The sequence below is a fragment of the Microbacterium proteolyticum genome (assembly GCF_030818075.1).
Lineage (GTDB): Bacteria > Actinomycetota > Actinomycetes > Actinomycetales > Microbacteriaceae > Microbacterium > Microbacterium proteolyticum_A.
Genome location: NZ_JAUSZZ010000001.1, coordinates 2,098,832 through 2,113,765, shown reverse-complemented (window position 1 = coordinate 2,113,765; position 14,934 = coordinate 2,098,832). Strand labels below are relative to the sequence as shown.

14 protein-coding genes are annotated in these 14,934 nt (G+C 63.7%); 2 read left to right on the top strand and 12 right to left on the bottom strand.

Annotation, left to right across the window (positions count from 1 at the left end):
- Positions 1-69: 69 nt before the first annotated feature.
- Entirely contained in the window at positions 70-687 is a 618-nt protein-coding gene (locus QE392_RS09825; RefSeq protein ID WP_307451137.1) for a hypothetical protein, read from the top strand.
- 75 nt (positions 688-762) lie between these two features.
- On the opposite strand, the gene QE392_RS09820 is transcribed toward QE392_RS09825, so the two are convergent.
- From QE392_RS09820 to QE392_RS09775, 10 genes are all read right to left on the bottom strand, one after another.
- Positions 763-1,218: a hypothetical protein gene (locus QE392_RS09820; RefSeq protein ID WP_307451135.1), complete on the bottom strand. Its 456-nt coding sequence runs from the start codon at positions 1,216-1,218 to the stop codon at positions 763-765.
- Positions 1,219-1,546: 328 nt separating this feature from the next.
- Entirely contained in the window at positions 1,547-2,542 is a 996-nt protein-coding gene (locus QE392_RS09815; RefSeq protein ID WP_307451133.1) for a PIN domain-containing protein, read from the bottom strand.
- Between the two features lie 101 nt (positions 2,543-2,643).
- On the bottom strand, positions 2,644-4,068 hold the full coding sequence (locus QE392_RS09810) for a DUF349 domain-containing protein (RefSeq protein ID WP_307451131.1): 1,425 nt from the start codon (positions 4,066-4,068) through the stop codon (positions 2,644-2,646).
- A gap of 79 nt (positions 4,069-4,147) precedes the next feature.
- Positions 4,148-4,336, bottom strand: coding sequence for a hypothetical protein (locus QE392_RS09805; protein WP_373426459.1), 189 nt, complete (start codon positions 4,334-4,336; stop codon positions 4,148-4,150).
- 254 nt (positions 4,337-4,590) lie between these two features.
- Positions 4,591-5,268, bottom strand: a complete 678-nt coding sequence (locus tag QE392_RS09800) for a hypothetical protein (RefSeq protein WP_307451129.1) — start codon at positions 5,266-5,268, stop codon at positions 4,591-4,593.
- Entirely contained in the window at positions 5,265-6,464 is a 1,200-nt protein-coding gene (locus QE392_RS09795; RefSeq protein WP_307451126.1) for an SPFH domain-containing protein, read from the bottom strand. The genes QE392_RS09800 and QE392_RS09795 overlap by 4 nt, the downstream gene beginning before the upstream one ends.
- A gap of 36 nt (positions 6,465-6,500) precedes the next feature.
- A complete protein-coding gene (locus QE392_RS09790; protein WP_307451124.1) occupies positions 6,501-7,805 on the bottom strand; it encodes a hypothetical protein in 1,305 nt (434 codons plus the stop codon).
- Positions 7,802-10,489, bottom strand: a complete 2,688-nt coding sequence (locus QE392_RS09785; RefSeq protein WP_307451122.1) for an ATP-binding protein — start codon at positions 10,487-10,489, stop codon at positions 7,802-7,804. Before QE392_RS09785 ends, QE392_RS09790 begins: the two co-directional genes overlap by 4 nt.
- A 92-nt stretch (positions 10,490-10,581) precedes the next feature.
- Positions 10,582-11,361 carry a hypothetical protein gene (locus QE392_RS09780; protein WP_307451120.1) on the bottom strand — a complete coding sequence of 260 codons (780 nt, stop codon included), beginning with the start codon at positions 11,359-11,361 and terminating at the stop codon, positions 10,582-10,584.
- Entirely contained in the window at positions 11,318-11,827 is a 510-nt protein-coding gene (locus QE392_RS09775; protein WP_307451118.1) for a hypothetical protein, read from the bottom strand. Before QE392_RS09775 ends, QE392_RS09780 begins: the two co-directional genes overlap by 44 nt.
- Positions 11,828-12,255: 428 nt before the next feature.
- Here QE392_RS09775 and QE392_RS09770 point away from each other — a divergent pair, with 428 nt between their 5' ends.
- Complete coding sequence (locus tag QE392_RS09770; protein WP_307451116.1) at positions 12,256-13,038, top strand: TetR/AcrR family transcriptional regulator; 783 nt, start codon at positions 12,256-12,258, stop codon at positions 13,036-13,038.
- A 49-nt stretch (positions 13,039-13,087) separates the two neighbouring features.
- Here QE392_RS09770 and QE392_RS09765 read toward each other — a convergent pair whose 3' ends face one another.
- Together QE392_RS09765 and QE392_RS09760 are read right to left on the bottom strand one after the other, a co-directional pair.
- Positions 13,088-14,053, bottom strand: coding sequence for a ThiF family adenylyltransferase (locus QE392_RS09765; RefSeq protein ID WP_307451114.1), 966 nt, complete (start codon positions 14,051-14,053; stop codon positions 13,088-13,090).
- Positions 14,050-14,772 (bottom strand): hypothetical protein, encoded by a 723-nt coding sequence (locus QE392_RS09760; RefSeq protein WP_307451112.1) that lies wholly within the window; start codon positions 14,770-14,772, stop codon positions 14,050-14,052. The genes QE392_RS09765 and QE392_RS09760 overlap by 4 nt, the downstream gene beginning before the upstream one ends.
- Positions 14,773-14,934: the final 162 nt, after the last annotated feature.

The following is a 14,934-nucleotide window of genomic DNA, read 5'->3' as shown; positions in this document are numbered from 1 at the left end:
CGGTGGGCACACCATTCCTGAAGGTGGCGTCACCCGCTGAGCAGACTGCCCAGAGGGTACGGTGAGCGGATGATGCTGGATGCGTACGCCTGTGCAAATCATGGGTGGCTAAGTCACATCACAACGCATGAGGCGGGACATGCAGCTGCCGCCATCCTCCTGGACTTCGAGTTCCGGGATGTAACGATCCGTCCTGCTCACGAGACGGTTGTCGCCTGGGCCGGAGGCGCGTCGTCGGTTATTGCTGGTGGTGTGACGATGTTGACGGACCGTCCGGCCGAGTGGGTGCAACCTCGTCAGGCTGACGCGCTTGTGTTCTTACTAGCAGGTTCAACAGCCGAGAACGCGCTCCTCGATCACCATCTCGATAAGAGCTTCAAGGGAGACATCGAGATGTATCTTCGCGGTATCGAACGACCCGACGGTTTGGAGCGGGAAGAAGCTCGCCTCTTGATCAGCGCGGGGCGCCGTGACACAGAGGTACTGCTGGCCGCGAACATGGATGCAGTAACTCGCGTCCGTGACCTCATGGTCAGCCGCGTCCCGAAGGACTCCAGTGGCCACTTCATCGACTTCGAGCAGCCGATCAGCTTGACCTACGACGAGGTCCGGCTCGCCGTCCTAAACGCTGAGTCAGCCGACCTACACGACGTGCCCAGCGCGAAGCCGTCTGATACCGCGGGATAGGCAGTTCGGTCGATAAGAGAGCCGCGCCTCAGCGTGCATGCTAAGTCCCAGATCGGGTCACGAGTCCTCCCAGCCTCATCTAACGTTTGCCGGATCTAGGTAGAACTGCGATGAAATGGACATCCTCCTGAGGAAGGCCTGCATCTTCTGCACGTTGTAGCTCGCCAACGACGAATGCGGACAGAAATATTTGTAGCCCGTCGGGGTGTGCTCTGGGACCCACTTTTTGTAGATCGCGTTGGGCAGCGCGTAGAGAACTCGCAGGAAGCGAACAGGAACCGAAAAATGCTGGGAACCAGCCGCTGCCATCGTCACCGGAACCTCTCGTCGCGACTTCTTGGCGCCTCCTCGAACGGGCACGAGTTCACTGCACCATGATTCGGAGAGCTGCAAGACGATGCTGTGGCTTGACGGCATGTAGCGCGATCTCTTGTCATCCAGATTCTGCACGGTGCCACACACCTCCACCCCGACCACATCGCAACTGTCGCCACCGTTAGAGAAAACCCAAAGTCCATCTGGCTGGGTCACAAAGAGCTTCGCCCCCGGCGACGCGAGGCGTGGGCCCTTCGCTTTGCCGTCAACTGGCTGCGCCCTGATCCACCGGCCCGAGCCTCCGGGCGGAGGCCAGAGATCTGACGTAGAGGCGGGCCAGTCAAGGAGGATGCTCTTCGCTTGAGCGTCAGTCAGTTTTGACGGAGTCCGAGTCATCGGCGCCCTCTTCGTCTCTCGGCAGTGAGTGCGTGGTCAGGCGCAAGCTTCGCGCCCATGGCGCTGATCCTACGGTTGGCGTTGGTTGCCCAGTCCCGAGCGCGTCGTCCGCGACCGCGCGGAGACCCAATTGGCTCGTCAACCGTTGTCAGGTATCGAGGAAGTCCCACTCACTCCCGAGGACCCATCGGATAGCCGACAGCTTGCCGTTGAGCATGCCGAGCTCGAAGTCGGAGTACGGCCCTCGTTGACCCGACTCTACGTACGTGGCTTCTAAGCGCTCCCGCCCCGGTCCGGCGACTTCCTGGTGGCGCTCCAGTTCCGCAAGGTTGCCATCAGCTTCGAGCCGATAGTCGCGTTGGAGCGAGCGGTGGTACCAGATCCGGTCGAAAAGCTCCTGCTCAGCGGCGACGATCTCATCAAGTCTCCGCGGCTCCTCTTGGAAGTCGGTGTCGGCGAACAGTTCCTCTATCTCCTTACCGAAGTGGCTTCGCAGGTAAGTATCGAGTCCGTCAACTCCCAGAAGGTAGTGAGAGCCGACGGGTTCAAACAGCTCGGCGATGTCGGGATGAGGCTCCCGCTTGTCACCCCCGACGAGAGAAAAGTCATCGCTGTTGGTGGTCACGAATGCATGCGGATCAGCGTCGAGGTCGGCAGCTCGTGACGCCTCGCCAAAGAGCTCAACGAGCAGCGCGTCAGCAACGCTGTTCTTGCCCCGGTGGAACGGCGCACGCTTGGCAAGTCCCCGTTCGACAACCCGCGCCTGCGTCTCATCGTTGGGCTCGACACCGTGACCCGCTCTGAGTAGATCGAGGATCTCATCGAAATTGCGCGTCGTCATCCCTCCGATGAGCGGAAGGTGCCTCCCGAGGTCTTCGATGACGGCGTACGCGTGGGCGTCGTCCTCTCCCCCGTACTCCTGAAGGTCTTGCCGAATCTGTTTGAAGCGCTGAGCGATGCTGGCAGTCATGGACGTTTCGATTCGCTCCCGGTTGCGTTCGAACTCGTCGATGATCAGCGAAGGCACGAGGAGCCGGACCTTGTTCTGAAGCACGAGGACGCGAATCGCGACGATCCATCGCTGGCCGTCGCGCCGACGAGCCATATCGAGCCAGGTGGATGTATCGATGAGGAGATGCAGCACAGGCTCACGGTACCCACGCGAGGCTCGCTCTCGGCAGGATCGGCCGGTCATCTTGCACTGTACCCCTGGGCGAGCAGTTCCTTAAAGACAAGCCAAAGCGGTCAGAGCTGGTTCAGCCGGGACCGCGCATCCATCAGTTTCTGGATTACCTCGGACTTACGCTGTCCAAGCGACGCGAGTTTCTCACGAGCTGCGGACTGGCGCGCGAGGTGATTATTAGAGATCGTCATCCAATTTGGGTTCTTCATGGATGGGGAGCGAGCGGAGAGCGCTCGCGAGTAATTCTCGTTGGCCCTGTAGATCGCGGCTTCAACGTTCCTCAGCTGTTCCTCCAAGCGCCAAACGTGGTCTTGCGCACGCTGACGCGCTTCAGCCCGACGTTGTTCGCCGGCCCGCTTCGCCGCCTCGAACAGGCGATCCTTCGCCGACTTGTACTGCTGCCAGAGCTGGTCGTTGTCAGCCTTCGCGCATGGCCCCGTGGCACGCCACTGCGAATCCAGGGTTCGAGCCTGGTCCTTGGCCGCCCGGAAGTCGCTCGAGTGCGACAGCGACTCCATCTGCGAAACAAGTCTCTGCTTCGCCGCCTTGTTCGAGGCCCACTCTCGCTCCCGCTTATCGAACTCCTGCTTCTTCCGGTCATTGAGGCGTGTGCGCGCCTGATTGAACCGTGACCACAGTCGATCGTTATCCGCCTTCTCGCAGGGACCGATCCGCTTCCACTCCTCCCCGAGCTTTCGCATCTGGTCCGACGCGGACCGCAGGTCGGATGAGTTCGCCAGTGACTCCGCCTGCGCGACGAGCCGTTCCTTGGCCGACTTGTTCGAGGCCCACTCTCGTTGCCGCTTCTCGAACTCCTGCTTCTTCCGATCGAGTACGCGGTTGCGGGCAGCCTCGAACCGGCTCCAAAGCGATTGCTCATCCTCCCTACCAGCACGGCCCGCGCGCTTCCATTCGTCCATCAGGCGCTTCAGCTCATCTGAAGCCGCCTTCAGGTCGCTGGAGTGAGCGAGCGCCTCGGCCCGGCTGATGATTCGTTCCTTCTCGCGGCGAGATGCCTCGTTCTCCCGCTTGACCTGTTCGAAGTATGCGTTGCGCGCTGCGTTGAATCGATCCCGTGCTGCGCTGAACTGGGACCACTGCGCATTGTCCACGGATCTCTCGCCCCGTCCAACGGACTTCCACTCTTCGAGTAGACGCCGAAACTCGTCGCCACTCTGCTTCCAGCTTGTCGACGTTGCCAGCTGTTCGGCCCGCGATATGAGCCGCGCCTTCGCCTCGCGAGCCGCCGTCCAGTTGTCCTTGACATCGGGGAAAAGCTTCCGCGTGCGCCGCATGTCGTGGTGCCCCGGCTCACCGGCTTTTTGGTGCCAGACATGCACGTGGTCGATATCGCTTTGGATATCAGGGACGTGTCCACGAGCTAAGAGGGCCTCGTTGCCGTCTTTCGTGAACTTGACGGTGACCTCCTCACCGCGCTCTGTGGCCCCATGGACGAGATCGTCCTTGTCCCACTTGCCGTCGCCCACACGTTGATGATCGCGTAGACGGCAGACACCGTGCAATAAGTTTTACGGCCCTAAGAATCGAATTGCTGACAGGTTCGGTTCAGGCCGCGAGTGTGAGCGGCTCGGTTAGCGTGGCTAGGAACGCGATGGGCGTCAACCCGTGAAGGGTGTCCTGGGCTCGCTGTCGGTGGTACTTCCGCTCGATGCAGACGACGATCGTCAGCCGCAGCTCCTGCCGGGTGCCCCACCGTTCGTCCTCGCAGAGCTCTCCGGGACAAGGACCGGGCATGATGACATCCTCTCCGCCAGCCCTCCCGGCACTGACGATGAGTTGTCATCGATCCGTCCTTCACGCCCTTTGAGGTCACAGCTCACGTGGGGCAGTCGCCGCCTTTCGCTCTACGGGCGGGTATGGCAGTGATCGCGGCTCAGCCAGATTCTCAAAGTGAAGCGCTCGTTCCTGGATGCCCGAAAGCCCTCGGCGACGTGGTCCTTCAGGGGCTCGGCGTCGCTCATCCACCTCGTACTGGTGATAGGCGCCGTCTATTGTCGGAGCTTGATCGCCTCGTTACGTGCAGCGAGCGCCCCGGAGATCGCCGCGATTTGGCCGACGGTATCCTCTTGTGAAGCTTGGACGTGGACGAGGCTCTCCAGTCGTTTGAGCTGCACGGCGATCTGCGCGTCGACTTCGCGCACCTGGTTCGAACGCATCGCAGGGCTGTAGCGGAACTCCTCGGCCAGCCCTTCCAGTGATTTGGCCAGGCGCGGATCGTGGGCGACACGTCCCAGGGCCGTGATGCGGGTGACGGCGCTCTTGATCACCAGGACGTCGGCGTGCTGGGTCTCAATCTGGGCGGCGATGGCCTCGTTGGAAGACATGGTGGCGAGGAACACGACGAGGAAGATCGCGGTCAGGATCAGCTGTGTGATGATCACCCACGGGTAGGGGATGTCTGACACGTAGATGAAGATGCTGGCCGCGATGAGCTCGACAGCGACGTAGATGCTCGCCACCAGCATCAGGGGCGCGGCCAGGATCGCAGCTATCCGACTGCGCGGCACGGCGACGAAGCTGACGGCAAGCATGACATAGGCGAACGCCAACAGGAGCATGGACGTCCAGAATGTCGCGTTCTGCTCTACCTCGAGGATGAGGAGGATGGCAACGTAGACGGCGATGGGGACGAGCCACAGGACAGCGCGCAGGATCGTGCGGATCATGAGGACGCTCCCTGGTCGTTCCGCGTTCCGCACTCGGGGCAGAACTTGGCCGTGCTCGCGATGGCAGTTCCGCAGCACGAGCAGGGCACCTGCTGAGGTGCGAGGCGGTTGCCGCACTCCGGGCAGAACTTCGCTCCCGCCGCCACGCTCACCCCGCAGCCTGGACACGTCTCGCTAGCGGCCGGCGCGGCAGACTCAGCGGGCGAGAAGCGCGAGGTGCGGTTGCGCCCGACGTTGCCTGCCATCGGGTCGCCTGCGGGCTGGACGGGGCGCGTGAACATCTGCGTCGCCATCTCCCCGAAGACGCTACCTGCAGCCAGACCAACGCCTGCGGCGGCACCCGCGGAGGCGACGCCACCCGCGCCGGGGTTCCTGGCGAGCTCGGTGAGGATGGTGGCCGACTGCTGCCTGGCCCAGTCTTCTCCGAGTAGCCCCATGACGGCCTTGTCGCCCTGCGCGCCCTGCAGCTTGGCTTGCTTCTCCGCGATGGAGTTCTCCAGCACTCGGCGATTCGGGTCGTCGGTGGGGATGTCGATCGCGGCGATGTAGAAGTTGACGAGCTTCACGCCGTACTCGTCCAGCAGCGGCGCGAGCCTTGGGTGCAGTTGCTCGGCGAGTAGTTCGATGTCGGAGGTGATCTCCAGGATTTCCTGGCCGGAGTCGCGGATGTAGCGCGCGATCTGTCCGCGGATATGCTGCGAGAAGGCACTGCGGAAGTAGCCGGCGAGCTGCTGCTCGTCGAACACCTGGATATTGGTTCCGAGCAGTTTGATCAGGAACTTCTTGGTGTCCGTCACCTGGACCGAGTACGAGCCGCGCGCCTGCACGCTCGTCTGCAGTCCCCAGACCGGGTCGCGCAGCTGGATCGGGCTGTCGGTGCCCCATAGCAGCTCGAGCTTGTGGTCGATGTTGACGAAGTAGACCCGTGAGCTGAACGCGCTGACCCCGCCGGAGAGCAGGTTGCGGAGCTTGCCGATGAAGGGGTGGTTGTTGCTATTGAGCGTGTAGCGACCGCTGCCGAAAGTCGCCACGGCGATGCCGTCGCGGATGAAGATTGTCTCCTCCGATTCGGAGACGATCAGCTGCGTGTTGTCATTGAAGTTCTCACCGGTGAACTTCCACGCCAGCACGGCCTTGGTCCCGAGGCCGCCGTCCAGGAGTCCGGTCTCGTTCTGGATGACGTCGTAGATCTTCATGCGTGCTCGCTCTCGTCGGCTCGATTGCCGGGTCGGCTACTTCCTCACGGGGAGGTACTGGACACCATTCAGGCGTGCTTGTTCGAGGCGGTGCCTGCCGCCCGTGACATCGAGCGACCCATCCTCGCGTTCGCCGCCGCTCTTGATCGCGTCGTTGCCGAGCATGTAGTCGTAGACACCAGCCAGTTGCTCGTGGCCTCCGAGTCCGTGCTCCTGGTCGTAGGCGGCGAAGTCCTCGCGGGTGGCACCGGAAGCGATGCCGGGGGCGACATGGTCGTTCCAGGCGTTCACGGCGTAGGCGATGTCCTCGGGCGGAGCGGACTCGCGGTAGCCGAGAACCGGGTTGTCGCTGTAATCGAACCGATACACCGACTCCAGCGAAAGGCCTTTCTCGGCCAGCGCCGAGGTCAGCGCTTCGTTCTCCGGCGAATTGCCGAGATCAGCGTGGACGACCGGGAGGTCGTTCGCTTCGGTCGCGGGCACCTCTTCTACCTCCGCCGATCGGGAATCGGCGGGCGGGTCGTCAGCCAGAGCATCGGCCACGTCCGCGTCATGATCTGTGCGCAGCTCGTCGGCGGGACGGGCTTCGTCTCGGGCCGCCTCGGTCAGCTCATCGACCGATGGCTCCGCGTCGGCATCCGCGACCTCGGAGAGGGATTCAGACTCCACCTCGGAGCCAAGCTCCGTGATCTCCTGCTCCTCGGGCAGGTCGGTACCCGCTGCAGCCTCGACATCCGGGGTGTCGGGCTCGGATTCCGCAAGCCCAACGTCACCGTCTGCGAGGGAATGTTCGTGAGCGGTGTCGGCATCCGACATGTCCTCGGTCGGTGCGTCCCGCAATTGGCTATCGCCGTACATGCCCTCTTCGGCGGGAGCGGTGGAATCTACACCGTCGCTGTCGGCAGAGATCTCGCCCTCTCGCGCGTCCGTGCCCTCGGGCGCGCCCAGGTCAGGTGCCCCGAGGTCATCCGACTCGGCGGGCATGACATCTAGTGGAGCGTCGGGGACTGCGCCGTGACCCACGTCCACGACTTCACCCTCCTGCCACTCCTGAGGCTGTTCGCGCGCCTCGTCGGCCAACACCGGCGACTCACCCAGGTCGACGCGCTCTTCAGCATCGGCCGGCATTTCCGATGCAGCATCACTCTCGTCCGCTGCCGGATCGGAAAGATCCCCGGCCGGCGGGGCTTCATCGATCTCGGGCGCATCGAGCTCGGGTGGGGCCTCTGCCAGATCGGCGGGTTCGTCGGCGTAGTCTGTCGTGTCGGACGCGCTGACGTCTGCGCCGATGTCAACCGGCTCGGCAGGTGCGTCAGCGATGTCGGTGCCATAGCGCCTCATGCTGTCCGGTTCCTCTCGGCTTCGAGGGTCTTGCGGATGGTGGCATCAGATAGCGGGATCTGCGACTCGTACTTGACCAGTCGCAGGAAGTTCACCTTGACCGCTCGCCGTAGGGCCGACGTGTTCGGAATCGACACGGGAAGCTCCGCAGCGATGAACGCATCCAGTTGCCGGTAGATGCTGCCGAGCTTCTTCACGTCGACATCCCCGACCGGGACGTGCGCGGCGAAGAGGCGCCGGGCGATCTCCTTGCCCGCACCCGCGACGGAGGCATCCCAGTCGCCGACGTATGCGTTCTCGGGGTACGGCACGAGCAGCTCCGGGTTCCGCTGCCAGTACGTGACCTTCCGAGCGATTTCCTCGTCGGGCACGAAGGTCGGGATGCCACGCTGGGCGCGCCAGTCGGCGGTCGCGATCTCCTCGGGGTCTTCGAGCCGGTCGTAGAACAGCAGCGCCTCTCCGGGACGAAGCCTTGCCAGCCGCTCGCGCTGTGCCTCGCTCATATTGGTGCTCTCGGCCAGGATCTCCTTGTCCGCCGCCTCCACCAGCCGGAACCCCAGCTTGATATTCGTCAGCGCCACCACGTCCGAACCAACCTTGCGCGGTGACTGGTCGGCCACGACGATCCCGACACCGTAGGAGCGGATCTCGGCCAGCATTCGCTTGAGCAGTTTCTTCGCAATCGCAGCCGGGTCGGCCTCGCCCGGCCTGCTAGCATCGTCGGCGTCGAGCAAGACGTGGGCCTCCTCAAGCAGGAGAACGTGCTTGAGGTTCCCGTCACCGGCGATGTTGGCGTTCACGTAGGCGAGGATCTGCAGCAGGATGAGCGCGATATAGAGGGCCTTGTCGTCACTGTTCTCGACCCCGGCCAGCTCGATCACGGTGGGCTTCGACAGCAGATCCTCGACCGGGATCGACGGGTAAGTGTCGAACAGCCCGACGAGGCCCTGCAGACGCACCTGGCCCGCCCGCCCGATATTCGCTGCGTCGCCGGTGTAGCCAATGCGGGCGAAGGTCTCCTGGAACACCGTCAAGAAGTCGCGGATGGAGAACACCTCCCGGCCGTCGGCTGCGGTGTCGGCGTCGAACCAGCCGAACCGGGAGTAGGTGGCGGAAAGTGCGTCCTCGAAGATCTTGTCCAGCGGGCTCGTCATCGTGACCGCGGCAGCGAACGCCGTCTTGAGGGTCGACTTGTAGGTCTGCACCCGCACACCACGAGGGGGTAGGAACGGGTTCAGCACTAGCGGTGAAAGGTGATCCTTGCCCGGCGTGAACACTTGCAGATCCGGCGTCGTCTCGATCAGCCCCCGGTACTCGTTCTTGGCCGGTTCGATGACGAGATACGGGATGCCGTGGTCGTGCCATAGCCGGTCGAGCAGTCCGACCGTGAACGTCGTCTTGCCCGATCCCGGCGTACCGGTGACAAAGGCGTGCTTGGTCAAGTCGGCGTGCCCAAAGCCGATCGAGACCTCGGCTGCCCCGGCGAGCCGTCCGGCCTTGATGCTGGTGCTCCCGATCACTCCGGCCGAGTAGTTGCGTGAGTGCCGGGTCGTGGTGTTCACCGTGAGGCCGGCGCCGACCGTGTCACTGCCGATTGGCAGGCGGAACAGCTCCGATGCTTCGAACGCTGTCAGCAGGAACGGCAGCCGGTAGAACGCCTCGCCTGGGTTGCGAGCCGCCGCCCACAGTGACGGATCACGAGTCTGGTCGAGGAGCGTCTCATGCAGCTGCCACGGCGCCGCCGCGAAGGACGCATCGCCTCGTGGCACCAGGGCTGTGGCGTCGACGAAGCGCGCCGCCAGCGCGCCGTGCTCGGCATCGGCGGAGAGGTGACCGAGCACCCGGTTCGCGATAACCGGCACGGCCATCTTCGGCCCGGAGACGACGACGTTGAACAGGAACAGCGGCGAATCCTTGTGCCCGTCCATGTACGAGTACATCTCCGCAACGCGCTTCGCCGCGGTGAAGCTGACAGTCCCGATGGACTGATCCGTCACGCCATTGGCGAGGGTGGTCAGCGCGAGAGTGAGTTGCTCGATCGCGACCCGCTCGTCGGGCTCCAGTGTTGCGGGGATCAGCTGTACCGATAGGGAAGCGCCGGGCACCTCGGTGAGGGCGCTAGCGATACGGCTGAGGTCACGGCTGCCGGCCGGGATGCGGTGGAAGGCAAAGGCGCTCGGCAGGATCTGATTGCCAAGGCTTTCGATCCACTCCTCCTTCACCAGCGCCACCGATCGCTCCGCAGCCACGGTGCCGACCACGGAGGTGGGCCGGTCGGCGTAGTCGAATCCGCCGAACGTGAGCGCGCTGATCACGACAGCGCGCAGCTCGGAAACGGCCGCTGCCGCGGCTTCGAGGTTTGGGCCGAGCGCGCGGATGACGACGAACAGGCTGAGGTCGGCAGCGTGCGGCTGCCCCTCGACGGCGTGCGCCTGCCAGAGCATCTCCAGCGCGCATTCCCGTGTCCGGTCGGGTCCGTCCTCGTACTGGCCCCGATACGACTGGTACGCCTCGAAGAGCAAGCTGACAAAATCCCGCTTGGACTGCTGCACCAGCTCGTCAGCCGGATCATCGCCCAGCACCGAAACGTGCGGGATGCGGACGATCTCGACGACGGACGCAGCGGCTACCTCACCCTGCGCGAGGGGCGTGAACGTCAGAGGCACGTCGCTGCGTGGGGGCATGCGGCACACTCCTCATGTCGCGCCGGGTCGGCGGGATGGCGTGCCGGGACGGAGAGCGAGAGCATGTCCGCCCCGGCGCGCGGGATTGAATGTCAGGAAGCGATTTTCTTCTCGCGGATGAGGCTGCGCGCACCGGAGATGACGCGGCTGACCGAACCCTCATCGCGGATGGAAGAGGTAATCGAGGTACCGCCGGTGGTGGTGAGCTTGAACTCCTCGAAGTTGACCTGCTGCTGGATGTTCTTGATGTCCCTCACCTGGAACGTCTCGGACTGCGTCGAGACCGACACGATGTCCCGGTAGAAGTACTCGTCGGTCTGCTCGCGGGACTCCTGCGGCGTGACGAGGGAGAATTGGAACTTGTAGGCGTGTAGCTGGTGCTCGCTGAAGAACAGCACGATGCCCTCGTAGTTCGACGAACGGAAGACGCGATCCTTGCCCTGCTTGACCTGTACCCCGGAGGCGATGTTCTTGTAGTAGTACCCGTGAACGACGACCGGGTCGATGAGCTTGACCTCGTCTTCGTCCAGCCCCAGCTTGCGCAAGGCGCGCTTCTTCACGTCCGCGATGGCGCTGGCCGCATCCGAGTCGATATCGGCGTCGGTCGGCTTGCCGGCGAAGGTGAAGTACAGCAGTGCGATGCCGCCGGCGACCGCCAGCAGGCCGATGAAGATCGCCGCCGTCTGCGACAGGATCAGCGTCAGGATGATGCCGATGATAATCAGGATGATGCCGGCCTTGGGGGCTGGACTGCTTGAAGTACTTCTTGTTGCGCTCGTAATCGATGGCCATTGCAGAGGAACCTCTCTCGGGTGGTTGGTACAGCGGTCAGGCGGAAACGCTGGTCGGAATAGAAGCTGACGTCGGGTCAATCTCCAGCAGCTCGAACAGCATCCGGATGTCCAGATCGGTCACGCCACGGAACACCGCCTGCTGCAGGTAGTGCTGGTACGACGGCTCGACGTTCAGCGACTTGCGCTCGTAGTAGTCGAAGCGGATGTAGCCGTAGAGATAGGCGTAGATGCCACGCTCCTCCAGCCGCAGCGCCGCCGTGAGGTACTCCTCCGCACGACGAATGCCAGCTAGCGGAACCAAGAACGGCTTCTTGCCGCCTAGCGAGGCGACCGCAGCATAGAAGTACAGCTCCGAGTTCTCGATGTCATCGAGCAACGCCTCCTCGAAGTGCGACAGCGCGTTGTCCCGCAGCCCCAGTTTGAGTACGCACATCCCGAGCGCTGCGTGCACGCGCGGATCGTCTGACCCCTCTTCGAGGGCGTCCTCATAGGCACGGACGTGCTTCTTGAGCTCGCGCGCTTCCACGCTGATCAGGTCAGACATCGAACTGATCAGCACCTGACGACCGCAGTACTGGCAGAACCGCTGATCAGTGCACCAGGCGTTGCCACAACCGGGGCAACGAACATCTACGGCCCGCAGGGCCATGTCATGCGCCCTTCGGGTCAAGACGAGAAGACCTGAGGCCGGGGTGACGCACATCCGGCGTGACTCCTCGGCGATTTGATGTGCACCTACGGGCAGTTGAGACCGCTTCAACAGAGGAGCGGGAACGTGCGGGGGCTATAGCTGTGCCCCGCCGGACGTGCGTTGTCACCTGTCTCCTTCGCGATGGCCCGTTACACCCGGGTGTCGCCCCCGCCCACAACCGGGTACAACGGGCCCGAGCTCAGACTAGCGATTTGCATGTCTGGTGTCCAGGGTTGGAATATCAAGTCTCATGTCCAAAAACGGTGCTGTTGAATGAAGGTATGAGTTCGCCAGGATGGGGCGCCCCCGGGCGCAATAGCAGGCAGCCGGCGGACGAGACGCGGGAGTTGGCGTTGTCGACGGCCTTGTCGATGCTGTCCCAGACGGGCTTGACCGTCAGTTTGGAGCACTTGAGCATCGAGGATCTCATTCGCACGGCCGGGCTGCCGCGCAGCACGTTTTATCGCTTGTGGCCGGCGAAGGAACGGTTCTTCGCGGATCTGCTCGTCGAGTTGGCGACGTCGTCAGACTCGAACGACGCGATGTTCTACCCCGGCACGCAAGTGGCGGCGTACGAGGTCATCGAGGCCAACAAGCATCTCCTCGCCACACACGAAGGGCGTGTTGCCGTACTGCGTGACGCTGTACGAGTTGCAGGCCGGATGAACTTCGAGCACTTCAGCGAGGCGGTGGGCTGGCGGACTCACGTCACGCTCGTGGCGTCGGCGAGCAGCCTCGCCGACGTGGAGAACCGTGAACGGCTCGTCGCGGCGCTCCAGGAAACGGAGCAACTGTTCATCGAACGGACGGCGAAGTTCTACGGCGACGCGCTCAGCGGGTTGGGATTCTCATTCACCCCCGGCGCGTCAGCGGAGTTGCTCGCGGGACTCGGCGCAGCGGTAGTGGAGGGCCTTGCGCAGCGGCGTCTGGTGAACCCCGAGCTGGCGGACACGATCATTATGAAGCCCGGCATCGACGGGCAACTCGTCGAATGGCACCCAGCAGCGCTGGGCTTCTGGGGAATCCTCGAAGCGCTGGTCGATCTAGAACCGCACGAGGGCTGACCCCGAAGGATCAACCCTCGTTGCCTACGCAAGAGGTCGAGTCAGCGTCTCAGTTGCTCGATGGGACCTCCTCCCCCGCCTCAGCACCTGCGACCTCGTCGCCATAGGAGGCGCGGGGGTTCAAGCCGAGCGCGGATCGTCCGGCGAGGACCGCGAGTCCTGACCAGTGGCTGGCTCTGGCTGCGCGGACTCGTCCCGATCGCAGCGTCATTGGGTCGGTGTAAGCCCAGTACGGCGCGAAGACCGGCGAGCGGCGGCGATTCGCGTCCCTGCGGGTAAGGTGCAGGAGCGCCTCGGTAGCGCCGAGGCTGACTGCTGCTTTCACACCCTGCACCACCGACGGCAGCGGCGCGCCAGCGACCGTCTCCCGGAACGTGGCGAGGTCCCCATACGGGGGAACGTAGGGCACGCAACGGTCGAGCGCAGTAGCCCGGGTGGCTGCTTCCTCGAGCGTGATGTCGGGCGGTAACCCCATCATTCGCTCATATGTGTACCGACTGCGGGGCGCGAACGACGTTGCGATGGCACCGAATCCGATGTTCATCACGAGCAGGTTGGAAACCCCGTGTCTCCGTGCGGCGCGCGCGAGCGCGGTGCCGACCTGAAGGTAGTGCAGTTCGGATTCGTCGAGGACGAGATTGGCGCCGCGGACGAACTCGTCAACGTTGTCGGGCGTCACCCCTTCCGGGTAGGAGATCACCCGGGTGTGGGGACGGATCTTCTGGATGCTTTCCCGCAGGACGTCGACTTTCAGCCGCCCGTAGGTTTCCGTGTGCGCCCATGCGACGCGGTTGGAGTTCTCCGGGACGAAGGTCTCGGGGTCCGCGATCCGGATCTCCGCCGGGCCCGCCATCATCGCGAGCGCGAGAGCGAGGTCGTGACCGTCACCACCGGCTCCCGCGATCGCGATCGTCGACTCCTGCATGATCGCCTGCTCGCTTCGGCGCCAGAACCCAAGATTCCGGCGGTACTCAGGCGCGCCCGGGTCAGCAAGTCTATTCCGACGCGTGGTCACAGCTGGACCTCCCCCCAGAACCGCACAGACCCTTCGGACACATCGAGCTCGTCGATCTCGCGCAGACCGCCCAGGTTGTGCGCGGAGGCGATGGGATCAAGCCGGATCGCGAGGTTAACACCCTGGTATTCATCGATCCAGGCAGGCTCGGCCACCCGAGTCACTCCGACACCCATGATCCGCAGGACACGCTCGAGGGGGCGTTCGACGACGGCATAGACATGGTCATCCATCCCCAACTGCCGGATGTGTGCAATCGTCGAGCGGAGCATCTCAACCAGAACACGGGACTGCGCCTGCGGGTCGTCAAGCCGGGCGATGTAGCGAGACACCTCCACGCCCTCACCGTCGAGACCCAAAGCATAGAGGGCGTCTGCGGGGAGGGGACGACGGTCGCTGTCCAGACGTCCGATCACGCGAACACAGGCAACCGCTACGGGATGGGGATGGCGGTTTTCGACGACGAGGAAGGCCGTGGAGCGGTCATCGTCCTCATCGATGTCGAGACCACCGATCAAGGCGTCCGTTCCGAGCATCCCCGTCTGCGCGGTGTAGACCTGCGTACGAAGCTCAAGATAGGACGTGAAGTGGACGTTCGCATGGAGCCCATGCCCGAGACCCACGACCGCGAAGCGGCTGCCGGGGCTCTGGCCGAACACGTTAGTTCGCACCTGAGGGGTGACATCGGCGTTGCGCACTCGCGCTTGGTTGGTGCCCATGGGTTGTTCCTTTCGGGAACCTGTCCTCACCTCAGTGGTTCGGCGTTCCGGTCGGTATCGGCTAGGTAGCACCCATGGTTCGAGCAGCCCCGAAGTTGCCTTGTCAGGCCAGTTGTCAGGCATCGGCGACAGTTGACAGCCCCGCCGAGGTCGACCGGCGTA